This window comes from uncultured Bacteroides sp., assembly GCF_958445495.1.
Classification (GTDB): domain Bacteria; phylum Bacteroidota; class Bacteroidia; order Bacteroidales; family Bacteroidaceae; genus Bacteroides.
In genome coordinates, this window is the sequence record NZ_CAUCSQ010000001.1 from 24,416 (window position 1) to 48,367 (window position 23,952).

The 23,952-nt window shown below is 49.3% G+C and carries 18 protein-coding genes; 11 read left to right on the forward strand and 7 right to left on the reverse strand.

Annotated elements, in window-relative coordinates; translation table 11 throughout:
- Positions 1 to 2: 2 nt before the first annotated feature.
- Complete coding sequence (locus tag Q5076_RS00120; RefSeq protein WP_303010154.1) at positions 3 to 3,131, reverse strand: TonB-dependent receptor; 3,129 nt, start codon at positions 3,129 to 3,131, stop codon at positions 3 to 5.
- 160 nt (positions 3,132 to 3,291) lie between these two features.
- On the opposite strand from Q5076_RS00120, the gene Q5076_RS00125 reads away from it, so the two are divergent.
- From Q5076_RS00125 to Q5076_RS00165, 9 genes are all read left to right on the forward strand, one after another.
- Positions 3,292 to 4,401 (forward strand): DUF4421 domain-containing protein, encoded by a 1,110-nt coding sequence (locus Q5076_RS00125; RefSeq protein WP_303010156.1) that lies wholly within the window; start codon positions 3,292 to 3,294, stop codon positions 4,399 to 4,401.
- 94 nt (positions 4,402 to 4,495) lie between these two features.
- Complete coding sequence (gene bioA / locus Q5076_RS00130) at positions 4,496 to 6,910, forward strand: adenosylmethionine--8-amino-7-oxononanoate transaminase (RefSeq protein ID WP_303010157.1); 2,415 nt, start codon at positions 4,496 to 4,498, stop codon at positions 6,908 to 6,910.
- 220 nt (positions 6,911 to 7,130) lie between these two features.
- Positions 7,131 to 8,282, forward strand: a complete 1,152-nt coding sequence (locus Q5076_RS00135) for an 8-amino-7-oxononanoate synthase (protein ID WP_303010158.1) — start codon at positions 7,131 to 7,133, stop codon at positions 8,280 to 8,282.
- Position 8,283: 1 nt separating this feature from the next.
- The gene (locus Q5076_RS00140; protein WP_303010159.1) at positions 8,284 to 8,943 is read left to right on the forward strand and encodes a DUF452 family protein; all 660 of its coding nucleotides are present in this window, start codon (positions 8,284 to 8,286) and stop codon (positions 8,941 to 8,943) included.
- Between the two features lie 10 nt (positions 8,944 to 8,953).
- The gene (gene bioC / locus Q5076_RS00145; protein ID WP_303010160.1) at positions 8,954 to 9,706 is read left to right on the forward strand and encodes a malonyl-ACP O-methyltransferase BioC; all 753 of its coding nucleotides are present in this window, start codon (positions 8,954 to 8,956) and stop codon (positions 9,704 to 9,706) included.
- Positions 9,703 to 10,350, forward strand: a complete 648-nt coding sequence (bioD, locus tag Q5076_RS00150) for a dethiobiotin synthase (RefSeq protein ID WP_303010162.1) — start codon at positions 9,703 to 9,705, stop codon at positions 10,348 to 10,350. Before bioC ends, bioD begins: the two co-directional genes overlap by 4 nt.
- A 300-nt stretch (positions 10,351 to 10,650) precedes the next feature.
- A complete protein-coding gene (locus Q5076_RS00155; RefSeq protein WP_303010163.1) occupies positions 10,651 to 11,241 on the forward strand; it encodes a DUF3575 domain-containing protein in 591 nt (196 codons plus the stop codon).
- A 23-nt stretch (positions 11,242 to 11,264) separates the two neighbouring features.
- Positions 11,265 to 12,719 (forward strand): DUF3868 domain-containing protein, encoded by a 1,455-nt coding sequence (locus tag Q5076_RS00160; RefSeq protein ID WP_303010164.1) that lies wholly within the window; start codon positions 11,265 to 11,267, stop codon positions 12,717 to 12,719.
- 137 nt (positions 12,720 to 12,856) lie between these two features.
- Entirely contained in the window at positions 12,857 to 13,228 is a 372-nt protein-coding gene (locus tag Q5076_RS00165) for an MmcQ/YjbR family DNA-binding protein (protein WP_303010166.1), read from the forward strand.
- A 46-nt stretch (positions 13,229 to 13,274) separates the two neighbouring features.
- On the opposite strand, the gene Q5076_RS00170 is transcribed toward Q5076_RS00165, so the two are convergent.
- From Q5076_RS00170 to Q5076_RS00185, 4 genes are all read right to left on the reverse strand, one after another.
- Entirely contained in the window at positions 13,275 to 13,991 is a 717-nt protein-coding gene (locus Q5076_RS00170) for a LytTR family DNA-binding domain-containing protein (RefSeq protein WP_303010167.1), read from the reverse strand.
- Positions 13,988 to 15,058, reverse strand: a complete 1,071-nt coding sequence (locus Q5076_RS00175) for a sensor histidine kinase (protein ID WP_303010354.1) — start codon at positions 15,056 to 15,058, stop codon at positions 13,988 to 13,990. The genes Q5076_RS00170 and Q5076_RS00175 overlap by 4 nt, the downstream gene beginning before the upstream one ends.
- Before the next feature lie 35 nt (positions 15,059 to 15,093).
- Positions 15,094 to 16,173 carry a sensor histidine kinase gene (locus Q5076_RS00180; RefSeq protein ID WP_303010169.1) on the reverse strand — a complete coding sequence of 360 codons (1,080 nt, stop codon included), beginning with the start codon at positions 16,171 to 16,173 and terminating at the stop codon, positions 15,094 to 15,096.
- Positions 16,174 to 16,303: 130 nt separating this feature from the next.
- A complete protein-coding gene (locus Q5076_RS00185; protein ID WP_303010170.1) occupies positions 16,304 to 18,700 on the reverse strand; it encodes a carboxypeptidase-like regulatory domain-containing protein in 2,397 nt (798 codons plus the stop codon).
- A 454-nt stretch (positions 18,701 to 19,154) separates the two neighbouring features.
- Between Q5076_RS00185 and Q5076_RS00190 the strand changes: the two genes are divergently transcribed.
- Positions 19,155 to 20,180: an AI-2E family transporter gene (locus tag Q5076_RS00190; protein WP_303010171.1), complete on the forward strand. Its 1,026-nt coding sequence runs from the start codon at positions 19,155 to 19,157 to the stop codon at positions 20,178 to 20,180.
- A gap of 56 nt (positions 20,181 to 20,236) precedes the next feature.
- The gene (locus Q5076_RS00195) at positions 20,237 to 21,409 is read left to right on the forward strand and encodes a glycosyltransferase (RefSeq protein WP_303010172.1); all 1,173 of its coding nucleotides are present in this window, start codon (positions 20,237 to 20,239) and stop codon (positions 21,407 to 21,409) included.
- Between the two features lie 36 nt (positions 21,410 to 21,445).
- Here Q5076_RS00195 and Q5076_RS00200 read toward each other — a convergent pair whose 3' ends face one another.
- Both Q5076_RS00200 and Q5076_RS00205 read right to left on the reverse strand, forming a co-directional pair.
- Positions 21,446 to 22,690, reverse strand: a complete 1,245-nt coding sequence (locus Q5076_RS00200; protein WP_303010174.1) for an ABC transporter permease — start codon at positions 22,688 to 22,690, stop codon at positions 21,446 to 21,448.
- An 18-nt stretch (positions 22,691 to 22,708) separates the two neighbouring features.
- Entirely contained in the window at positions 22,709 to 23,908 is a 1,200-nt protein-coding gene (locus Q5076_RS00205) for a pyridoxal phosphate-dependent aminotransferase (protein WP_303010175.1), read from the reverse strand.
- Positions 23,909 to 23,952 lie beyond the last annotated feature (44 nt).

Here is a 23,952-nt window from a genome sequence, read left to right on the forward strand (position 1 = left end):
ATTTAGAAAGTGACGTTAATGCCTCCGGAAATGGTGCGCATGGCCGGATAGCGGTAATAAGTAATTCCCGTAATCCCCTGTTCCGGGTCTAACCCCTGGTTCCGGTGAATGGTAAACAGGTTATCCCCCTGCACATATACCTGCACGCTGTTCAACGCCAATTTGCCAATCCATTGTCCGGGCAAGTTGTAAGAGAGAGTCAGGTTTTTCAACCGCATATAAGAATTATTCTGCAAGAAGCGCGTGGAAGCCGAGTTCCAGTTATTGGAAGTTGTGCTTAAAGCAGGCACATCGGTGTACCGGTTTTCCGGCGTCCAGCGTCTCAGGATTTCCGTAGACCAGTCACGGCCTTCCAAACTGCCGTTGTGCAAAATCATAGTTATATCGCGGTTGTAGATATATCCGCCGGCGCTGTAAGCAAAAACGGCGGAAAGGTCGAACCCTTTCCAGGAAAGGGAGGTATTGAATCCGCCGTACACCTTCGGAAGCGACGACTTGTTGACGTAATAATAATCCGCCGAAGCATAATCATTCGTCGTGATACGTTTTCCCGTCGGGTTATGGTCGGCATCCTCCTCGTCCATATACCATAACGGGTCTCCGTTCTCCGGGTCTACCCCCGCCCACTCCTTCATATAGAAATCATAGACCGAACGGCCGACCTGAAGCTTGTTCACACCGCTCTGCGGCATGTCTTTCAACGGAAGGTCCGTCACCTTGTTCTTATAGTGAGTGAGATTCATACCCAGTTTCCACACCCAACCGTTCCGGTTGATTACCGTTCCCTCAAGCACCAGTTCGATACCCGTATTTTTCAAAGCCCCCACATTCTCGTCGATAGAGCTGTAACCCAGCGAAGGAGCTATCGGACGCGAATAGAGCAAATCTTTCGAACGGCGCGTAAAGAAGTCGAACGAGCCGGAAAAACGGTTGTTAAACAAGGAAAAATCCACGCCGGCGTTAAAATTCAGGTTTGTTTCCCATTTCAAATCTGGAGTCGCCATGCGCTCGGACACCAATGCGTTTTCTCCCAGATTGGAGACAATGGCATACAAGCCCTTGCTTGCATAATAAGTCCCCAGATTGTCGTTCCCCTGCGCACCATAGCTCATTTTCAGAGTCAAAGCCGACAGCCAGCCGGAAGCAGGCGCCATAAACTCCTCACGGTCGATACGCCATGAAGTCCCCAACGACCAGAAATTGCCCCAGCGGGTTCCCGGCGCAAAACGCGAAGAACCGTCACGGCGATAAGAAGCCGAAAAGAAATACTTGTTCCGGTAATCATACAACGCCTGAGTCAGATAGCCGACCAGCGCATAGTCGATGCGATATCCCGACCCTCCGGTCAATTGCGAGCCGACCACCAATTCCGGCATATCGGGTTGCGCCATCTTGGAACGCGACGCTGTGAGTTCGTCATAACGGTAAGAATACGCCTCCATACCGGCAAGCACATTGAAATGATGTTCGCCCACCGTTTTATCATACGTAGCGATGTTATTCCATGTCCAAGAGAAAGTACGGGTATTCATACGGCTTGTTCCACCCCCGTTCTCTTTGGCAGGACCCAATTTCGGATTCGTATAATCCAGCGTATTGTAGTTTATCAAATCAAAATTAAAACTCGTCTTAAACTTCAATCCCTCGATAATCCCGGCTTCCAGAAACGTACGTCCGGAAACTTCATCTTTCATCCGTTCCGATTTGTCCGAAGGCAGAGTCGCGGGCAAATTCCAGTTCGCCATCGAGCCGGAAGGACGGTAAGAGCCGAAGTCATAAATACGGTCGCCGTTCTCGTCCAGTTTATAGCTGCCGTCGGCATTCATTTCATAAATCGGGTAAAACCCCGGCATGGTACGTCCCGCAGTAATCACGTTGCTGGTCTTCGAATCGGAAGAAACGGGATAATTCTGCATGGAATGGGCAAAACTCAGATTGATGCCGCCTTTCAGCCAGGAAGTCATTTCACTGGTGATATTGGAACGGAGATTGAAACGCCGGTAACCGGATTCGAGCGCAATGCCCTTATCATTCAGGTAGCCGGCTGAAAAAAAGTACTGATTGGCCTTTCCTCCTCCGGAGACACTCAGGTTCAGTTCCGTGCGAAGCGCCTGTTGCTCCATCGCGCCGCTCCAGTCCGAATCCCATAACGGACGGGCGCCCGCTACCAGTTTCCCGTCCGTACCGACCGGTTGCGGATACTGCGCCCCGTAAGGATTAGGGCCGCCTCCCATCAGCTTCGTTACCAAATCCCTGGAAGCCTGCGCGGCGGCAGAGGCCGGAGTATAATCCGCACTTTTGGCATACTGGTTACGGAGCGCTTCCCAGTACAGTTCAAAATACTGGCCGGTACTGACCCGGTCATAATCACGGACTGCCCTGCCGGAACCTCCGAACGAAACCTTCACCTTCACTGCCGCCTTGGTATTCCGCTCTCCCTGTTTAGTCGTGATGATGATTACGCCATTCGCGCCGCGGGAACCGTACAAGGCGGCAGAAGCCGCATCTTTCAATACGGTCATCGAAGAAATGTCGTCAGGATTGATGGAATTTACGCTGCCGTCAAAAGGAACACCGTCCACCACATAAAGCGGAGCGCTGGAAGCATTGATAGACCCGATGCCGCGGATACGGATTTCAGCATCCGTGCCCGGCTGGCCGCTTGCCGCGCTTGCCTGCACTCCGGACACCGTCCCCTCCAATACGCGCGATATGCTGGAAGTCTGCAACTTCTCGATTTCACCGGCCTTCATTGTCGAAGCCGCTCCGGTAAAACTGTATTTTTTCGCGGTGGCATACGCCACCACCATCACCTCCTCCAGTTCCTTGCTCTCCGGTTCCAGAGTAACATCAATCACGCTCCGGCCGTTTACCGGCTGCTCTACCGTCCGCATCCCGACAAAACGGAATATCATGATGCCGTCTGCAGGCGCTTCCAAAGAATATTTGCCGTCAATATCGGTGATAGTCCCTGAAGAAGCCCCTTTCAATTGTACCGATACGCCGGGCAAAGGTTCCCCTTCGGAAACCACCGTACCCGTAACGCGCTTTTCCTGTTGCGCCTCCGCATACCGTATGTTCCCCGTGGAAAACAAAAGAGACACGAACAATACATGCAGATAGATTCTCATAATTTTGTGGCTTAAGATTTATTTGCTTGGCATAACCAACATATACAAAAAGTCATTTGTTCAAGAAGAGCCATATTTTTTAGAGAATCGTTAGTATAAATCAACGAAAGGCAGTACTTTCGTACAATAAACAATGTTTATCGGAATAACAAAAAACCACATGAGGAAACAGGCTGTCCTATATTTTTTCCTATTCTTGTCATTCTCTTTACAAGCCCGGATTGAAAAGAGCGGCAACTTTACGGACAACCATCCGGAAACGGATTCCGTTACAGCCGTTCCGGCAGGCGGCTTCAAGAAAGCAATCAGGAAATTTCTGAATTTCAGTGATTTCGACACACTTTACATCAGCCCCAACCGGTATAATTACGCACTGATGGTTACCCATTTCAGTAATTTCGAATATTATTCCGTCACCAGCGATTTGCCCCAACCGCAGAAGCTGAGCTTTTCTCCCAATCCCCACCACAAAATAGGAGTATATTTCGGCTGGAGATGGATTTTTCTGGGATGGTCCGTAGACATCGACGATATCTGCCGGAAAACCAGCCGCAAGAACAAAGGAACCGAATTCGATTTAAGCCTCTACAGCTCCAAACTGGGAGTAGACATTTTCTACCGCCGCACGGGTGACAATTACAAGATACACAAAATCAGGGGATTTTATGACGGGATGCCTTCCGGCTACTCGGAAAATTTCAACGGGCTGAAAGTAGACATCAAAGGGCTGAACCTGTACTACATATTCAACAACCGGAAATTTTCCTACCCCGCCGCTTTCAGCCAGTCTACCAACCAACGCCGCAACGCCGGCACATTCATCGGCGGTTTCTCCGTCTCCAGGCACAAGCTGGATTTCGATTATACGGAACTGCCCGCATACATCTTGGAAAAAATGAATCCCGGCATGAAAGTCAACAGAATAAAATACACAAACGCCAATATCAGTTTCGGTTACGCCTACAACTGGGTGTTCGCGCGCAATTGCCTGGCGTGCCTGTCACTCACTCCCGCCATCGCCTATAAAGCCTCCGATGTAGATGCGGAAACTCAGGAAGGCAAACAATGGTACAGCAAATTCAACCTGGACTTCCTGATTCGTGCAGGCATTGTCTACAACAACGGTAAATACTTCATCGGCACTTCATTCGTAGGAAAAAACTATAACTACCGCCGGAACAATTTTTCCCTGGACAACGGATTCGGCACTCTCCAGGTATATGCGGGATTCAACTTTCATTTACGTAAGGAATACAGAAAAAAGAAATAGGGACATAAAACGACGGAAAACGGAAACCCGCTTGCTTATCCGAAGAATCTTCGTACATTTGCCCCGCATTTTTATCGGATAAAAACGAAAAACAATGAAGAGACAACGCCGCATACATATCACGCACAGCCTTCCTTCCCGCTTCCGGTACTGGGGCAGGAAGAGTTACGCCGCTTTCGCAAGTATGGGACGCGAATCTCAAATCGGTCATCTGCACACCAATGTAATAGACATTGCCCTTCGCAAGCAGAATGCAAGAATTACTATCCCTTATCATACATTTATGACACTTCAAGAAATCAAAGACCAGGTACTGGCCGGCGTCGGCATATCGCCCGACCAGGCAGCTTGGCTGGCCGATACGGCCGACAACGAGGCACTTTACGCTGCCGCCCATGAAATTACCGTCGCATGCGCTTCCCGCGAATTCGACATGTGTTCCATCATCAACGCCAAGTCCGGCAAATGTCCGGAAAACTGCAAATGGTGTGCACAATCCGCCCACTACAAGACCCAGGCCGAAACCTATGATTTGCTCCCTCCCGAAGAATGCCTGAGGCAAGCCCGATACAATGAAAGCCAGGACATCAACCGCTTCTCTCTCGTCACCAGCGGACGAAAACCCTCTCCCCGGCAAATTGCCCGGATTTGCGATACCGTCCGCCACATCCGGCGACACTCCTCCATCCAACTTTGCGCGTCATTAGGACTGCTTGACGAAGACGAACTACGTGCGTTACACGATGCCGGAATTACCCGCTACCACTGTAACCTCGAAACAGCCCCCTCTTATTTTCCCGCACTCTGTTCCACCCATACGCAAGAACAGAAACTGGCAACCCTCAATGCCGTACGCCGTGCAGGAATGGACATTTGTTGCGGAGGCATCATCGGCATGGGAGAAACGATGGAACAACGCATCGAATTTGCATTCACCCTGAAAAAACTGAATGTCCAATCCATCCCTGTCAACCTGTTAAGCCCGATTCCCGGAACTCCCCTGGAAAATGAGAAACCGCTAAGCGAGGAAGAAATACTGAGAACCGTCGCCCTGTTCCGTTTCATCAACCCGACCGCCTTCCTGCGTTTTGCCGGAGGACGCTCGCAACTGTCTTCCGCAGCCATGCACAAATCCTTGTTTATCGGAATCAATTCCGCCATCGTAGGCGACCTGCTTACCACACTCGGTTCCAAAGTCTCGGAAGACAAACAAATGATTCTGCAAGAAGGCTACTGTTTCGCCAGCTCGCAGTTCGACCGGGAACATCTTTGGCATCCGTACACTTCCACCACCGACCCGTTGCCCGTGTACAAGGTAAAACGGGCGGACGGAGCCACGATTACGCTTGAAGACGGGCGTATCCTGCTCGAAGGCATGTCTTCATGGTGGTGTGCGGTACACGGATACAATCACCCGGTACTGAACCGGGCGGCCCAAGAACAACTGGAAAAAATGTCCCATGTGATGTTCGGCGGGCTCACCCACGACCCCGCCATCGAACTGGGAAAATTGCTGTTGCCTTTAGTTCCGCCGTCCATGCAGAAAATATTCTATGCCGACTCCGGTTCGGTGGCCGTAGAAGTAGCATTGAAAATGGCGGTCCAATACTGGTATGCCGCCGGAAAACCGGAAAAAAACAACTTCGTGACTATCCGTTCGGGATATCACGGAGACACATGGAACGCAATGTCCGTATGCGACCCGGTGACGGGAATGCACAGCCTTTTCGGACCGTCGCTTCCCATACGTTACTTTGTCCCGTCTCCCTCGTCACGCTTCAACGGCGAATGGAATCCTCAAGACATCGAACCGTTGCGGGAAATACTGGAAAAACACTCGGAAGAACTGGCGGCCCTTATTCTCGAACCAATCGTCCAGGGTGCGGGAGGAATGCGTTTTTATCATCCCCAGTATTTACGTGAAGCGGAAAAACTGTGCCGGCAACACCATGTTCTTCTGATTTTCGACGAAATAGCGACCGGTTTCGGACGGACAGGCAAACTATTCGCCTGGGAACATGCCGGAACAGAACCGGATATCATGTGCATCGGCAAAGCATTGACCGGAGGTTACATGACACTGTCCGCCGTACTGACCGGCAACCGGATAGCAGATACCATCTCCAACCATGCTCCCGGCACATTCATGCACGGCCCCACCTTTATGGGCAACCCGCTTGCCTGCGCGGTAGCCTGCGCTTCCGTCCGCCTGTTGCTCGAATCGGGCTGGCAAGAGAAAGTAAAACGAATCGAAGCCCAATTGCAGGAAGAACTGGCTCCCGCACGGGAATTTCCGGAAGTAGCCGACGTGCGTGTATTGGGGGCAATCGGAGTAATCGAGATGAAGCACCCGGTCGATATGGCACGCATGCAACAACAGTTCGTGGAGGAAGGAATCTGGATACGTCCGTTCGGCAAGCTGGTATATCTGATGCCGCCTTTCATCATCACCCCGCAACAACTGAACAAGCTGACTTCCGGAATACTCCACGTTATCCAAAAAAGATGACACCTGACAGAGGCATCGGCCCGTTTTCACCCATGAATCTCTTTCCCGGTGAGAAAAGAGTCGTTCCTCGGTGAGGAAACCAGTGTTTCTCACCGAGAAACACTAGTTTCGTCGGTGAGAAACTCCGGGCTGTTTTATCATTATGATAAACATTTAATAAACAAACAGTTACGTTTTCAACGGACATACACTGAACATTTATCGCTTAAATTCATAATTCATGACATTAAACCCTATAAACCAAGAACTCCTGGTTCTGAAAGAAAAAGAGAATTACCGTTCGCTCCCTCCGCTCGTCCATCAGGGACGGGAGGTAGTCCTTCACGGACAGCGGATGCTGAACCTCTCTTCCAACGATTATCTCGGTCTGGCGGGCTCCCTGTATCTAAGAGAGGAATTCCTAAAAACAATCACCCCCGAAACATTTTTGCCCTCCTCCTCTTCCTCCCGGCTGCTGACCGGCAATTTTTCCGTCTACCGGAAAACGGAACGACAACTGGCTGACATGTTCGGAACGGAAAGCGCCCTTATTTTCAACAGCGGCTATCACGCCAATACAGGCATCCTCCCGGCAGTCTGCAACGACCGGACGCTGATTCTCGCAGACAAACTGGTACATGCAAGCCTGATAGACGGAATCAGGCTGTCGTCTGCCAAATACATCCGATACCGCCACAACGACCTGTCGCAACTCGGACGGTTAGTGGACGAAAACCACGGCAAGTACGAGAAAACAATCATCGTCACCGAAAGTATTTTCAGCATGGACGGAGACCAAGCCGACCTTCGGGCGCTTGTCCGGTTGAAACGGGATTATCCCGACGTTCTCCTTTACGTAGACGAAGCCCACGCTTTCGGAGTACGGGGAGACAAAGGGCTGGGATGTGCCGAAGAACAAGGCTGCATCCACGACATCGACTTCCTGGTGGGAACTTTCGGAAAAGCATGCGCGTCGACAGGCGCATATATCGTATGCCCGCAAACCGTCAGAGAATATCTGGTCAATAAAATGCGCACATTCATCTTCACGACAGCCCTTCCCCCGATAAATATCCAATGGACTTCATGGATATTGGAAAACCTGCCCGCCTTCCGGGACAAACGGAATCATCTGGCAAAAATCAGCCTGAAACTGAAAGAAGCCCTCATAGCCAAAGGATATGCCTGTCCGTCTGCCAGCCATATCGTTCCCATGATTGCCGGGACAAGCAGGAATGCGGTACGGAAAGCGGAAGAACTGCAGCGCAAAGGATTCTATGCGTTGCCCGTACGCCCGCCTACCGTGCCGGAAGGCACTTCCCGCATCCGCTTCTCGTTAACGGCGGATATTACAGAAAATGAAATCGACGAACTTATAAAAGCAATCGACTGAGATGAAACAACATTTTATCATTAAAGACAACCGAAAGCACCTGCTGTTGTTTTTTGCAGGTTGGGGAATGGACGAAAAACCTTTCCTGCAACTGCAACCCGCCGCCTGCGACTGGATGATTTGCTACGACTACCGTTCTTTGGAATTTGACGTTACCCTGATACAAGGGTATTCCGATATCACGCTGGCCGGATGGTCGATGGGAGTATGGGCCGCCTCGCAGATTATCAACCGGTATCCCTTCCTGCCTGTCCGCCAAAGTATTGCCGTCAACGGCACTCTTTACCCCATCCATGAAACCAAAGGGATTCCGCCCGCAATTTTCGAAGGAACCCTGCAAGGGCTGGACGAACACACTTTACAGAAGTTCCAAAGGAGAATGTGCGGTTCGGCAGCCGGCTACCGGGAATTCCGGACCACGGCGCCCGAACGCCCGGCCGGAGAACTCAAAGAGGAGCTTTCCGCCATCCGGGAACACTACTTTTCATCGCCTCTTCCGGATTTCACATGGCAAAAAGCCATCATAGGAAAAGAAGACCGTATTTTTCTTCCGGACAACCAACTGCTGGCATGGAAGGACAAAGCCGGCGTCATCGAGCAGGTAGAAGCAGCCCACTACCGGAAAGAACTTTTCAATGACGTAATCATGCAAATCAAATAAACGCCCTGTCATGGATAAACGACTCATAGCGAAACGTTTCTCAAAAGCTATCGCTACCTATCCCCACGAGGCAAACGTGCAACGGCAGATAGCGGACAAAATGATTCGCCTGCTCAAAAAACATCTTTCCGCTCCTTGCCCCAGAGTGATTGAATTCGGATGCGGCACGGGCGCCTATTCACGCATGTTATTCCGTGCCCTCCGTCCCGGAGAGTTGTTCCTGAACGACCTTTGCCCGGAAATGAGACTCTGCGTCGAAGACTTATTAATGGAAAAACAGGTGTTTTTCCTTCCCGGAGATGCCGAAACCGCTTCTTTTCCGGAAGAAAACGCATTAATCACCTCCTGTTCGGCCTTGCAATGGTTCGAGTCGCCCGAAAATTTCTTCGGAAAGTGCGGCACGCTGCTCGGCGACCAGGGTTATCTCGCTTTCAGCACTTTCGGAAAAGACAATATGAAAGAAATACGGGAACTTACCGGACAAGGGCTCTCTTACCGTTCGCGGGAAGAACTCGAAACCGCCCTTTCGCCCCGCTTCGACATCGTGCATTCGGAAGAAGAACTTATACCGCTCTTTTTCGAAGGGCCGGTGAAAGTGCTTTATCATCTGAAACAAACGGGAGTAAACAGCTTATCGAAAGCCTGGACCCGCCGGGATTTGCTGCATTTTTGCGAACGTTACGTGCAGGAATTCGCACAAGGCGCTTCCGTACCTTTGACTTATCACCCCATTTATATCATTGCAAAAAAGAAAAAAGTATGAAACAGAATGTGTATTTTGTAAGCGGCATCGATACCGATGCCGGAAAAAGTTACGCTACCGGCTTCCTGGCCCGCGAATGGAACCGGAGCGGCAAACGTACCATCACCCAGAAGTTCATCCAGACAGGGAACACCGGCCACTCCGAAGACATAGACCTTCACCGGCGCATCATGGGAATCCCTTACACCGAAGAAGACCGGGAAGGGCTGACTATGCCGGAGATATTCTCTTATCCCGCCTCTCCGCATCTGGCTTCCCGGCTGGACAACCGTCCCATTGATTTTCATAAAATCAAACAAGCCGCCGAAATACTGAGCGACCGGTATGACCGCGTCCTAATCGAAGGAGCCGGCGGGCTCATGGTTCCTCTGACCGACGAACTCCTGACAATCGACTACATCGCACAAGAGAGATACCCGCTCCTGTTCGTCACTTCCGGCAAATTGGGCAGCATCAACCACACCCTGCTCAGCCTCGAAGCCATACAAAGGAGGGGTATCGTACTGGACACCGTACTTTATAACCTTTACCCGGTTGCAGAAGACGACACAATCCGGAAGGATACCATGAATTTCCTGAAAAACTGGCTGAAGAAATATTTTCCGGAAACGAAATTCGTGCCAGTGCCGGAAATAAAAGAATAACCGGCAAGAGTCCCGGACTTTCCGCCACTTTCCGGCCCAATGCCGGCTTTCCTCCCCCGTTTGTCTCTTCTCCCCGCCCTTTCATGGCCGGAACGCGGACCTTTCCGCAAGTATAGGAGATAAACGGGGGAAAGCTTTATCAAGGCGCTTTTTCCGCTCCCGGCGGGCAACGGCAACAGAAAACCGGCAATAATGAACCGCATCGCCCGACCAGCATCTTTTTCCCGGCCACGCCAACAATTCCGCCCGTTCATTTGTTTAGCACTCATCATTTTTTAATAAAACCTAGACCCTGACAGAATGAGAACAATTAAATTTTTACTGGCAGCCGGTTTCCTGCTCGCACTCGGCACAGGCATTCATGCCCAGATACAGCGAAACGAAACCTACCTACCCCGATTTGCCGTCAAGACCAATGCCCTTTACTGGGCTACCACCACCCCCAACCTCGGTTTCGAAGCGGGATTGGCAAAGAAACTCACCCTTGACATATCCGGCAATTACAATCCGTGGAAATTCGGAGACGACCGACGGCTTAAACACTGGCTTGTCCAACCGGAACTGCGCTATTGGCTCTGCGAACGGTTCAACGGAAGTTTTATCGGCCTGCACGGGCATTACGGTGAAATGAATGTCAGCAACCTGAGTTTCCTCGGACTGGGACACGACCGTTACGACGGGAACTTTTACGGAGCCGGCATCTCTTACGGTTACCAATGGCTGATAAGCAACCGGTGGAGCATGGAAGCTACGATTGGTGTCGGATACGCCCGTCTGAAATACGATAAATATGCCGCCCGAAGCGACGGTGGCGGGAAGTTGAAACATGACAGCCGCAATTACTTCGGCCCGACCAGAATCGGACTCAACTTTATCTACATCATCAAATAACAGACCTCCTAAAACTTGCAAAGATGAAAAGAAAACTTATTTACCTGTTCATATCCTTCGCCGCTGTGATACTGCCGGCAAATGCACAAAAGTTCCTGAACGACGCGCTTACCCTTTCCAACGTATCGTTATGGCAACAAGGCAAGTCACTGTACATCGGAATGACTTTCGACATGAGCAAACTTACAGTGGGCCCGGCACGAAGCCTGAGCCTCATTCCCCTATTGACAGACGGGCAGCATAACGTCCCTTTGCAGGAAATCATCGTCAACGGGAAAAGACGGGAAAAGGCATACATACGCGGACTGGCCATAACCAAGCAACAACCGGATGCCATCATCGTCCCTTACGACAAACGGGAGACTTTCAACTACACCCAGGTGATTCCCTACAAGCCCTGGATGGCAAACGCCTCCCTTCAACTCGTGGAACACCTGTGCGGATGCGGTAATTACCAGGAGATGAATGCCAGGGAACTCATTGCCAATGACGTATCGACCGAAGCAAAACGGTTAAGCGCCATGTCGCCTTTCGTCGCTTACATCCGGCCCACAGTGGAAGTCGTGAAAAACCGGAGCGAACAATATGAAGCGCATCTCGATTTTCCGGTCAACAAGTCTGCGATTCTCACCGGTTTTATGAATAACCATACCGAACTGGCGAATATCCATTCCATGTTCGCCAAGATTCAGAATGACAAGAACCTGACGATTAAAGGCGTCGGAATCGAAGGTTTCGCCTCTCCCGAAGGGCCGTCGGCCTTTAACAGGCAACTTTCCCAAAAACGTGCGGAAGCCCTGAAAGATTACCTGGCTAAAAATGAAAAGATACCTTCCGGGCTTTATAAAGTCACTTTCGGCGGCGAGAACTGGGACGGGCTGGTGAAAGCGTTGGAATCTTCCTCCATAAAAGACAAAGAGACTTTCCTGAACATCATCGAGAATACTGCCGACGACGCCAAACGCAAACAGGCAATCATGCACGTAGGCGGCGGAGCTCCTTACCGTACCCTGCTTAAAGAAATTTATCCCGGACTGCGCAAAGTAAATTGCAGGATTGACTATACCGTCGCCAGTTTCAATGTGGAACAAGGACGCATCATCATCCGGGAAAATCCGAAATATCTAAGCCTGGACGAGATGTACCAGGTAGCCAACAGCTACCCGAAAGGAAGCGATGATTTTGTGAACGTATTCGACATTGCGGTGCGCCTTTATCCGAACGACCCGGTAGCCAACCTGAACGCGGCAGCCGTCGCCTTATCCCGGAAAGCGTTGGACAAGTCGCTGGGATATATGGAGAAAGCGGACCATACAACCGCCGAATTCATGAACAACACCGGAGTCTACAATTTTCTGAACGGAGACATTCCGCGTGCAATGGCCGCATTCGAACAGGCCGCCAAACTGGGCAATGAGGTTGCTCTGGCAAACTTCAAACAGTTACAGCAGATAATAAACATGAAAATAAAGAAATGAGAAAGGGATTCGCCCGATACGAAAAAGTACCGTTTGCCATTCGTTGCAAGCGGTACTTTTTCGTATATTTGCGATATCGGACAGTATGACAGATAAAACAATTCAGAAAATAGAATACGAAATTTGAATCCGGAATTATGAATATAGAAGATTTCAGGACATATTGCCTATCATTCAAGGGGGTACACGATAAAATGCCATTTGAAAAGGCGGCTTCCGAATATGACAGGAATTTACTTGTATTTTACATCTTCGACAAATGGTTCTGTTTTGTGAATATAGATGCGTTTGATTTTTGCAATATAAAATGCGATACAGGACAAATCGAAGAATTGCAGGAACGGTATGAAGGGATAAAACCCGGCTACCACATGAATAAAAAACATTGGATTAGTGTTTACTTCCATCAGGACGTACCGGACCGAACAATTAAAGAGCTTGTAAAACGGTCTTACGATATTGTGGTTTCTTCTCTGCCGAAAAAAGAAAAAGAGGCATTGGAAAGGTGATAGAATCAAACGATGGCGAGAGCGCGAACCGGAATACGGTAAAAACTCATTTTTGCTGTTTCATTACGAATCCTTCAAAGAAATCATCCCGGTAACTGTTGCCGATAGCTATTTCATGCGATTTGATGAATATATCGTTATTGTCGAAAGAATCGATATGCCGGGTATTGATAATATAGGATTTGCCCACCCGCAAGAAAAGCTGTTCGGGCAACAGGCCGGATATGGCTTTCAGGCTCATACGGGTGATAATGCGCCGGCCGTCCAATTGAATGATAACGTAATCTTTCAATCCTTCGATAAAGAGGATGTCGAGAAAGTTGACTTTGAAATACCGGCGTTCCGCCTTTACAAAAAAATATTCAGCGGCAACGACACCTTCGATGGCCTCTTTCTCTTCCTTCAACAGCAGGGAATGGTAGGCTGCCGCCTTATCCACCGCCTTCCGAAAACGTCCCGCTTCAACCGGTTTAATCAAATAATCCATTGCATCCACTTCATAGCTGTCCAGTGCATACTCCGTATAAGCGGTTGTGAAAATAACCAATGTCCGTTTTGGAATGGTACGCGCAAACTCGATTCCCGTAATACCGGGCATCTGAATGTCCAGAAATACCAAATCGGTCACATGCTGTTCCATAAACCCGGAAGCAGCGGATGCGCTATTGAAACTTCCCGCCAACCGGAGACTGTCCGATTCCTCAACCAACAGCCTCATGGCCTCACGCGCCAACGGCTCATCATCCACAATGATGCAATTCATAACGTTATGTTTAAAATGACTGTATATTTACCTTCCGCCTCTATCTTTTCCAGCTCATACCTGCCGGGATACAGCAAACCCAACCTACGCCGGATATTGGCGAGCCCTATCCCGCCGACCGCCGTTCTGCCGGCAGGGGTTTCCGGAACGGAGTTCTCGCAACGAAACTCCAGCTTTCCATCATCTACCTTAAAGGAAAGACGTACGTACGAAGGATGTTCGCTGTCAAAACTGTGTTTTACCGCATTCTCCACAAAAGGGATGAACAGCAACGGCGGAATCCGAATCTCTTCCGTTTCCCCTTCCTTTTTCATCATGAACCGGAAGTTATCGCGACGTATCTTCTCCAGATTCAGATAATCATTCAAAAAACGAATATCCGAAGCCAACGGAACTTCTTCATGCGAACTGCCGTTAATCTGGTAACGCAGCAAATCTTCCAGTTTAAAAAGAACCCGTGCCGCCTCCTCCGGACTTCTTTTTATCAAGACATTGGCATTATTCAGCATATTAAACAGGAAATGCGGGTTTATCTGACTTTTAAGGAATTTCAACTCCGACTGCAAGGTAGTCGATTTCAATTCATCGATACGCCGGTTATGCCGCAACCAGTGAGTGAACAACAAGATAGCCGCCGAACCTGCCGTAACAAACCCGATAGTCAGCATCCCGGAAAAGATGTTGATAAAGACAGCGAAACTATCGGGATTCTTCAAAGGCAGAATCACGTCAAAAAGCAATCCCTGGACAACCGAAAGAAAAACGATAACCGCCAGATTCATAACGGCGGCTGCCGTCACATAACTTCCCAAACGGTTTTTCAACAGAAAACGGGGAACCAGCAGATACAGGTTGGCATATATCACCGCATTGATAGAAAGAAAATAGACCAGGCATCCTCCCAGCCGCTTCCAGAAGGAGACGGCCTGTAAAGGTTCGTACCAAAGGACATTGACCGTAATCAGGACAACGACAGACTGCAACAGCAGATGCCTGTATATCCGATAATCGGGACTCAATAGAAATACGGTGGCCTTTTTATTATCCATATTCCGGCCGTCCGCCATTTTGCCGAATCCGTTGCCACCTCCCGCATCTTTATTCACGACCCACCTCCTTCCAGCCTTAACCATATGCTATGCACGGTCAACGACAATACGTAACGGTTGCCATACAATATGTCCAGTCTTTGCAGGATTCTCTCCAGGCCTTCATTCGTCGGAAAGCCCGCCTCCGGACAGGTGCAGCTAAATACAATCGCCTCCTGTTCCGCTTTCAAACGAACGTCCAATGAAACAGGGCTTTGTATCCGCCGCCTATTTACCGCCTTTATCACGTGCTGTACAAAAGGAATAAACAGCAAAGGCGGAACCAGTATCCTGCTCACTTCCCCTTCGGAAACAAATTCGTAGGAGAACTGCGGCCGGCTGATTTTTTCCAATGCCAGATAATTGTCAAGGAAGGTTATTTCACTGCCGAGCAAAACTTTCGCCCTGTTACAGTCATATAACTGATAACGGAGAAGCTGGCTCAATTCCATCAATATTTTCGAGGCTTTCTCCGGTTCGTCCAACGCCAGTTCTCCCGAATAATGCAACGTATTGAAAAGAAGTTCAGGGCTAATCTGCTCTTTCAACCGTTCAACTTCGGATGCGACATGCATTTTCTCCATTTGCGCGACACGCCGGTTGTTGACCATCCACTCTTTCAAAAGAACGGTCATCGTGACTCCTATCATGCAAAGCAGCGACAACATAAATGAAGAGATGTAGTCCATCACCGTCTGCACCGACCAGCAAGGCCCGTGCGCATGCCACTCCGCCCCATAGGAATATACCGTGCATTCCGCCGCCATCTGTACCGACAGGGCTGCGAGCATGGCGGCAGAAAGCAATGACAAATAAACCAGGTAATGTCCTTTCAACAGGTATTTCGGGAACAGCCTGAAAAGATTCAGGTAAATGACCGCCGCATAAGTGGATAAATGCAATAAGACCAATGCATGAATCCACCCTCCCAACAGCTCCCTATAATCCAGGAAGATGATAAAAACCTGATTGAACGAGATAGCGCCCAACGCCAGGACAAGCGTCGAATACCGCATCCATCGGAATCCCGGACTGACAAGAAATCTATATAGGAGGGTAGATTCGCTACCCGTTGCAACTGTTTCTGTAACCATACGTTCAATCGGAAGATTTCTTTATAATCAGGATATATTATTTCTTGGGCAGGATATACTATTTCCGGAATGTTTTATCTCCGGGGACGAAGATAGAACATTTTTCCGGTCGGGCCTCTATATAAAGCCTTTAAAATTCAAGTTTATAACTTACATTCGTCAATATCGTAGCATTGGAGCTGGCATCTATTTTTCCGGTCCTCACATTATACTCATGCCCGTAATGTTCTTTGGCTCCCATGAAATTAAGCCCTTTCACGGCAAACTCATGCGACACGTTTCTCTTGTTGATGCGGTAACTGACCGTATAGTTGCCAATCAGCATGGGAGAGTATTGTTTGGAAAACGCTTTCGTTTCATCGTATTGCACCTCCTTGTCCGGATGGCTCATCGTCGCCGCCACGTCAACCGGAGAATAGCGGTCACCTCCCTGCAGGGTCAGTTTCAGGTTCACGCTGAAGATGTTCTGCCTGTTTCTTCCCAGCATCCACTCTTTACCGGCAAGCCCGTTTATCACATAATTACGATTGAATTTCGTGTTGCGCCATACGCCGTCCCCGCCCCGATAACGGGAATCGAACCAAGAACCCGAAACCAGGAAATAAAATCCTTTCTCCAAAAAACGCTCGAAGGTAATGTCTACTCCCACATTGCGGCCTCTTCCTTTATTTACCAACGCATCTTCCACATAGAAACCGGAACGGTTGAGCACGGAGTAAGAGCTGTCCGCTATCACGGGGACATCGTGCAACAACTGGACATAAGGCTCTATTTTCAGATTCATACGGTCGGAAATTTTATAGCCGAACGACAACATAATGTGTTGCGCCTTCGTAAAACCGAGGTCTTTATTGACTAATCCGCCATCCGCCTCTTTTGCTTTGACAAAGTACACATCCGTCTTTTCCATGCGGCTGTATATCCCATAGGCTAAGGCAAGGGTTGTTTTCGGACTTACTTGCCATTTCAACCCGATACGCGGTTCTATGGACCATTTATTGTTCAAAGTGAGAAACTGCCCATAGATTCCGGCATTAAGAGTCCAGTGTTCCGCCAATCCTACCGAAGAGCTATTATAGGCTGAGACCAGGCTCGTATTGCCTTTTCCCAGAGATATGGTTTCCAACAGCCCGGCTTCATAAGGGGCGACGGCAAAATTCATCCGATAGAACATATTGACATAGGTAAGTCCTGTCTTATTGGTGAACCGGCTACTGAATTTACGGTTGAAAACGGTAGAGAGTATCAGGTTGGCATATCGGGAACCGATGTCCATATAAGGAGTGCTCTTCATGGAGCCGTCGAACAGGGCGGCCTCTCCGTCGAGCTGTGAATAGGTGGCGGCAACCGTTGTTTTCAAAGATGCCTCATTCGTAAAGAAATAACGGTGGCTGACGCCTCCGGCAGCCATATACTGCTTGTCTTTCGATTCGCTGCGGTCACTCCAGTACTTCCACTTTTCCACGTTCTTTTCAAAATCATTGGCAAACTTATCAATCAGGCTCGTCCCCCAGACAGAAAACGTGCCGGCTTTCCGTGTCGGGAAGTTCAGCTTGAAATTTAAATCCTGATAATCCATCTTTCCCCCTTTCAGGTTCAGAAGCCCGGTCGTGGAATACCGGTAATTGAAAAGATAAGAGGCCCGGTGTTTTTTGCTCAAAGGTCCTTCGGAAGCGATATCTATCCCCATAATCCCCACTTGAAAAGTGTTTTCGTTCTTCCGGTTATTCCCGTTACGCAACTTCATGTCAAACACTCCCGATATGGCATTCCCGTATTCTGCCGGAAACGCCCCGGTAAAAAAGTCCGAATTTCCAAGTACTTGGGAACTGAGAGAGGAAAGGATTCCTCCGCCCAACGTAGCGATGTCCGCAAAATGGTTCGGATTCGGAATCTCTACGTCTTCCAGCCGCCATTGCAACAGATGAGGGGCATTGCCGTGAATGGAAATCCCGTTGGAAGAAACGCCCGGAGCCACTCCGGCAAAAGACGACACCAAACGTGCCGGGTCGTCAAACCCTCCCGCATAACGGCTCGCCTCTTCCACACTCAGCATACGGGCCCCGACAGTAGCCATCTTATTCATCGCCTCTTCTTTGTTCGTTCCGGCACGGATAACGACTTCATTCAACTCGTTCACGCTTTCTTTCAAAGGAATCTCCAGATACACCTCCTTGGCGGATGTCACGAGCACTTCCCTGAAAATGCCCGGCTCGTATCCCATAAAGGCAGCTTCCACCGTATAACGGCCGACAGGGACTTGCGATATGCCGAAACACCCAAGGCTATCCGTTACCGTTCCCATCCCGCCACCGGACAGCCTGACCGTGGCATACGATATCGGGGCTCCCGAACTTCCGTCTATGACAACTCCGCGTACAGTCTGTGCCGGACGCCCTTTTTCCGTCGCCACCTGCCCCCAGGCGGTGACGGATACGAACAAGACCGCCGACATCAACATCCGTCCGCTACAACAATACATTTTTCGGAATATTCTTTCCGATAACCCGGTTCTACTCATCTTCATGGCTTTATTTCATTTTTTGATTTCACCACGAAGATAAGGGACAGGACATCACCTGTTTCTTTAATGAGACGAACAGAACTCTTTTGTAGACCAAACACGGAACCGGAGCGATGAGAATCTTTCGGAAAGCGGCATAAAAAAAGGCTATCTATCCCAGACAGCCAATCTTTTTTGTTAACCTTAAATCTAATACTATGAAAAACACATTGCAAAGATACGGACTTTGGACAACATTCCAAATTTATCGGGCAAAACGGGGTATCTTATAACATGGTTTAATAGAAACGGCAAGTTCGTTAACATTTAACATAAATTCTTCCGGCATTAACTTATATCCCGGTCAATCTCCCCCTCAAGCCAGACCCAAACGATTTTCCCGCCGCCGTATCGCATAAAAAACAAACCTTTTGAATCCTTTCCGTGTTTATACCATAAAAACGAATTCGTACACAATATGAACGCTAAAGAGAAATACTGGAAATATTCCCTCATTGTCATCATCCTTTTCATGGGAGTCATCATCTTCCGCCAAATAACCCCTTTCTTGGGAGGATTGCTGGGAGCGCTTACCATATATATACTTGTGCGTACGCAGATGAGCCACCTGACGGAAAAACGGCAAATGAAACGCAGCATCGCCGCGCTGTTCATCATCGCAGAAACCGTCATGGTATTTCTCGTTCCTCTCGGACTGACCGTCTGGCTAGCGGTAAACAAACTTCAGGATATCAATCTGGCCCCGCAGACCATTATCGAACCTATCCAGCAAGTGGCGGGATTCATCAAGGAAAAGACGGGTTATGACGTATTGGGCAAGGATACGCTTTCATTCATCGTTTCCATTCTCCCGCGTATCGGGCAGATTATCATGGAAAGTGTCAGCAGCCTCGCGGTCAACCTGTTCGTCATGGTGTTCGTACTCTATTTTATGCTGATAGGAGGAAAAAAGATGGAAGCGTATGTCAACGATATCCTTCCGTTCAACGAAACAAACACACAGGAGGTAATCCATGAGATTAACATGATTGTACGTTCCAACGCCATCGGCATTCCTCTACTGGCTATCATCCAAGGAGGGGTCGCCACGATAGGCTACCTCATCTTCGGAGCTCCCAACATCCTGTTGCTGGGATTCCTCACCTGCTTCGCCACCATCATCCCGATGGTGGGCACGGCGTTGGTATGGTTCCCGACGGCCGCTTACCTCGCCATCACCGGAGACTGGTTCAACGCTATCGGGCTTTTCGCCTACGGTTCCATCGTCGTCTCGCAGTCCGACAACCTGATTCGTTTCATCCTGCAAAAGAAAATGGCGGACACGCATCCGCTCATCACCATTTTCGGAGTTGTCATCGGCCTGCCGATATTCGGATTTATGGGCATCATCTTCGGCCCGCTGCTGCTTTCGTTATTCTTTCTTTTTGTAGACATGTTCAAAAAAGAATATCTCGATTCACGAAATAACCTTCCTTCCGGATAAAGGAGCTATCGAAAAAATGCGTACTTTTGCAGGCGTAAAAACGACACTTTAATTCAATGGAAGCATTTACATTCAATACTGCCGAGCTGGTTCTTTTATCGGCGGCAGGCATTCTTCTTATCATTCAGCTCATTTACTATTTCGGGTTATACAACCGGATACACGTACATAACAAAGCGGCACGCAAGGAAGAAATCCGTTTTTCACAAGAGCTGCCTCCTCTTTCGGTAATCATCTGCGCGCGCAATGAAGCCGACAACCTGCGCAAGTTCCTGCCGGCTATCCTGGAACAGGACTATCCGGAATTTGAGGTCATCGTCATAAATGACGCCTCCACAGATGAAACGGAAGATGTGCTGGGACGTATGGAAGAGAAATATCCTCACCTCTATCATAGTTTCACACCGGACAGCGCACGCTACATCAGCCATAAAAAGCTTGCACTGACATTGGGAATCAAAGCCAGCAAGCATGACTGGCTCGTGTTCACGGAAACGAACTGCATGCCTGCCGGCAATCAATGGTTGAGGCTTATGGCACGCAACTTCACTCCTCAAACCCAGATTGTACTGGGATACAGCGGATATGACCGCACCAAAGGCTGGCTGCATAAACGTGTCGCATTCGACACCCTATTCCAGTCATTGCGTTATCTGGGATTCGCTTTGGCCGGAAAACCGTATATGGGCGTCGGACGCAACATGGCTTACCGGAAAGAACTGTTTTTCAAACAAAAAGGATATTCCAGCCACCTGAACCTGCAACGCGGGGAAGACGACCTGTTCGTCAATCAACTGGCAACCCGGACAAACACACGGGTAGAGACAGACTTCAACGCTACAATGCGCATACAGCCCGTCTACCGCTATAAAGACTGGAAAGAGGAAAAAATCAGTTATATGGTTACAGCCCGGTTTTATCGCGGCATCCAACGTTACCTGGCAGGTTTCGAGACATTTTCACGGCTGTTGTTTTACGTTGCCTGCATTACCGGACTGTGCCTGGGCATTCTCAACCTCCACTGGCCGGTTGCCGGACTCTCCTTATCTGCCTGGCTGCTCCGCTACGCCGCACAAGCCGTTGTTGTCAATCGCACGGCCCAGGAAATGGGAGGAGGCAGGAAGTATTATTTCTCACTGCCCGTATTCGATATCCTCCAACCGCTGCAATCGCTTAACTTCAAGTTATGCCGCCTTTTCCGGGGTAAAAGCGATTTCATGAGAAGATGACGGTTCCGCGCCCCCTGCCGGCAGGAAAGGGGGGAGCTACTCGTACCGCATGGAACTTGCCGGATTAATTTTGGTAATCAGAAAAGAAGGGCCGACAAGCATCAGGACAGAGGCAAGCAGCGTACCGATATTTATCAGAAGAAAAAACAGCATATTAAAAGAAACGGGAACCGTATCCACATAATAAGTCACCGGATCAAGCTTGAAAATCCCGAACTGGGACTGAAGAATGCAAAACGCCACTCCGATGACATTTCCCCAAAGCATTCCTTTGCCAATCAGGAATACGGCAAACCAGAGGAAAGTCTTACGAATCGTAAAGTTATCGGCTCCCAAGGCTTTCAGGATACCAATCATATTGGTACGTTCGATGATAATAATCAGCAGCCCGGAAATCATCGTGAATCCGGCAACCCCTATCATCAGGAACAGAATCACCCACACATTCAAATCCAGTAAATCAAGCCATGCAAATATCTGCGGATTCAGTTGTTCTATATTCCGCACATAATACACACCGCCCCATTTGTCTTTCCGGTTATCCGTATCGGCGGCAATCCGATACGTCGCATCTTCCAGCCGGTCATAGTCACGGACCTGCAATTCCACTCCGCTCACCTGCTCCGGCTGCCAGCCGTTCAGGCGGTTCACCAGGCAAAGGTCGGTCAATAAAAAAAGATTATCGTATTCCGAGAAATCGGTCCGGTAAATTCCCGCAATTGTCAGACGGCGGGCGCGAATATCATCCTGGATATAATAAGTATATATCTTATCTCCCAGTTTCAATTTCATCTTAGTAGCCAGCGCCTCGGAAATAAGAACCCGGTTGGAAGAGACCGAATCGCTGAAAACGGGAATCTCCCCTTCCACCAGATACTCTTTCATAAAACGGGGGTCAAACTCAGGCCCGACACCTTTCAGCACCATTCCCTGGAAAGCGTCGTCGGTCTTTATCATCCCCGGCTTGGTGGAATAACGCTGCACGTGGCTCACTTCAGGATAGCCGGAAAGGGCGGCAACCAGGCTGTCGTCCGCAACAACCGGATGTGTCTCGTAAGAATTGACCGCATCCAGATTCGTAATCTGGATATGCGAGCCGAACCCTATGACTTTATTCCGTACCTCACTTTTAAAACCGATAACCACCGCTACCGCAATAATCATGACCGCCAGCCCGAGGGCAATACCCGTCATGGCAATGAGGACTGCAGGCCGCGAGACCTGCTTTCCGCCATCGCTCTCACGATAGATACGCCGGGCTATGAAAAGTGACAAAGACAAACCGCTGCTTATTTAATCTTATTCCGTTCTTCCCGGATATGCCTCCAACGCTTTCTGCAAGACAAAAAGCGCACGGGTCAAATCCTCTTTCTTCAACACGTAGGCAATACGCACCTCATTGATACCGGAACCCGGAGTCGTATAAAAACCGGAAGCCGGAGCCATAAACACCGTTTGCCCTTCATACTCGAAGTCGGAAAGACACCAGGCGCAGAACTTGTCGGAATCATCCACCGGAAGTTTCGCCACCGTGTAGAAAGCGCCCATCGGGATGGGCGAATAAACTCCCGGAATACGGTTCAGGCCGTCAATCAGGCATTTACGGCGTTCCACATACTCGTCATACGTCTCCCGCGAATATTCTTCCGGAGCAGCCAGTGAAGCCTCCGCCGCAATCTGGCCTATCAGGGGAGGACTCAGGCGGGCCTGGCAGAACTTCATGACGGCATCGCGTATCTCTTTGTTCTTGGTAATCAGCGCGCCGATACGGATTCCGCATTCCGAATACCGCTTGGACACGGAATCAATCAACACGACATTATTCTCAATGCCTTCCAGATGGCAGGCGGATATGTAAGGGGAACCGGTATAAATAAATTCACGGTACACCTCGTCGGAGAACAGGAACAAATCATATTTCTTTACCAGGTCGCGAATCTGGTTCATTTCACGACGGGTGTACAGATAGCCCGTCGGATTATTCGGGTTGCAAATCAGAATCGCCTTGGTACGCTCGTTAATCAATTCTTCGAATTTCTCCACCTTCGGAAGCGAGAACCCCTCTTCGATAGTGGTAGCAATCGTACGGATTTTCGCTCCGGCGGAAATGGCAAACGCCATATAGTTGGCATAAGCCGGCTCCGGAACGATGATTTCATCTCCGGGATTCAGGCAGGAAAGAAAAGAGAAAAGCACGGCTTCCGAACCTCCGGAAGTGATGATTATATCATCTGCCGTAAGATGGATATTGAACTTGGCATAATACCCGACTAATTTCTCGCGATAGCTTCGGTAACCGGCACTGGGACTGTATTCCAGCACCTTACGGTCAATATTGCGTATCGCGTCAATCGCGGCCTGAGGGGTGGGCAGGTCAGGCTGTCCGATATTCAGGTGAAACACATGGATTCCCCGTTGTTTGGCGGCATCTGCCAAAGGAGCCAGTTTTCTGATAGGAGATGCGGGCATCTCAGTTCCGCGAATGGATATGGTTGGCATAATTTTAACTACAAATTACTTAATTACTATTTACTTTTTACACT

Bases quoted from the DNA above. Each gene is read 5' to 3' on its own strand.
- Q5076_RS00190 (WP_303010171.1), top strand. From the start codon at position 19,155: ATGAACGCTAAAGAGAAATACTGGAAATATTCCCTCATTGTCATCATC.
- Q5076_RS00205 (WP_303010175.1), bottom strand. From the start codon at position 23,908: ATGCCAACCATATCCATTCGCGGAACTGAGATGCCCGCATCTCCTATC.
- Q5076_RS00180 (WP_303010169.1), bottom strand. From the start codon at position 16,173: ATGGTTACAGAAACAGTTGCAACGGGTAGCGAATCTACCCTCCTATAT.
- Q5076_RS00185 (WP_303010170.1), bottom strand. From the start codon at position 18,700: ATGAAGATGAGTAGAACCGGGTTATCGGAAAGAATATTCCGAAAAATG.
- Q5076_RS00125 (WP_303010156.1), top strand. From the start codon at position 3,292: ATGAGGAAACAGGCTGTCCTATATTTTTTCCTATTCTTGTCATTCTCT.
- Q5076_RS00195 (WP_303010172.1), top strand. From the start codon at position 20,237: ATGGAAGCATTTACATTCAATACTGCCGAGCTGGTTCTTTTATCGGCG.
- Q5076_RS00155 (WP_303010163.1), top strand. From the start codon at position 10,651: ATGAGAACAATTAAATTTTTACTGGCAGCCGGTTTCCTGCTCGCACTC.
- Q5076_RS00160 (WP_303010164.1), top strand. From the start codon at position 11,265: ATGAAAAGAAAACTTATTTACCTGTTCATATCCTTCGCCGCTGTGATA.
- bioD (WP_303010162.1), top strand. From the start codon at position 9,703: ATGAAACAGAATGTGTATTTTGTAAGCGGCATCGATACCGATGCCGGA.
- Q5076_RS00175 (WP_303010354.1), bottom strand. From the start codon at position 15,058: ATGGCGGACGGCCGGAATATGGATAATAAAAAGGCCACCGTATTTCTA.
- Q5076_RS00170 (WP_303010167.1), bottom strand. From the start codon at position 13,991: ATGAATTGCATCATTGTGGATGATGAGCCGTTGGCGCGTGAGGCCATG.
- bioC (WP_303010160.1), top strand. From the start codon at position 8,954: ATGGATAAACGACTCATAGCGAAACGTTTCTCAAAAGCTATCGCTACC.
- Q5076_RS00135 (WP_303010158.1), top strand. From the start codon at position 7,131: ATGACATTAAACCCTATAAACCAAGAACTCCTGGTTCTGAAAGAAAAA.
- bioA (WP_303010157.1), top strand. From the start codon at position 4,496: ATGAAGAGACAACGCCGCATACATATCACGCACAGCCTTCCTTCCCGC.
- Q5076_RS00120 (WP_303010154.1), bottom strand. From the start codon at position 3,131: ATGAGAATCTATCTGCATGTATTGTTCGTGTCTCTTTTGTTTTCCACG.
- Q5076_RS00140 (WP_303010159.1), top strand. From the start codon at position 8,284: ATGAAACAACATTTTATCATTAAAGACAACCGAAAGCACCTGCTGTTG.
- Q5076_RS00165 (WP_303010166.1), top strand. From the start codon at position 12,857: ATGAATATAGAAGATTTCAGGACATATTGCCTATCATTCAAGGGGGTA.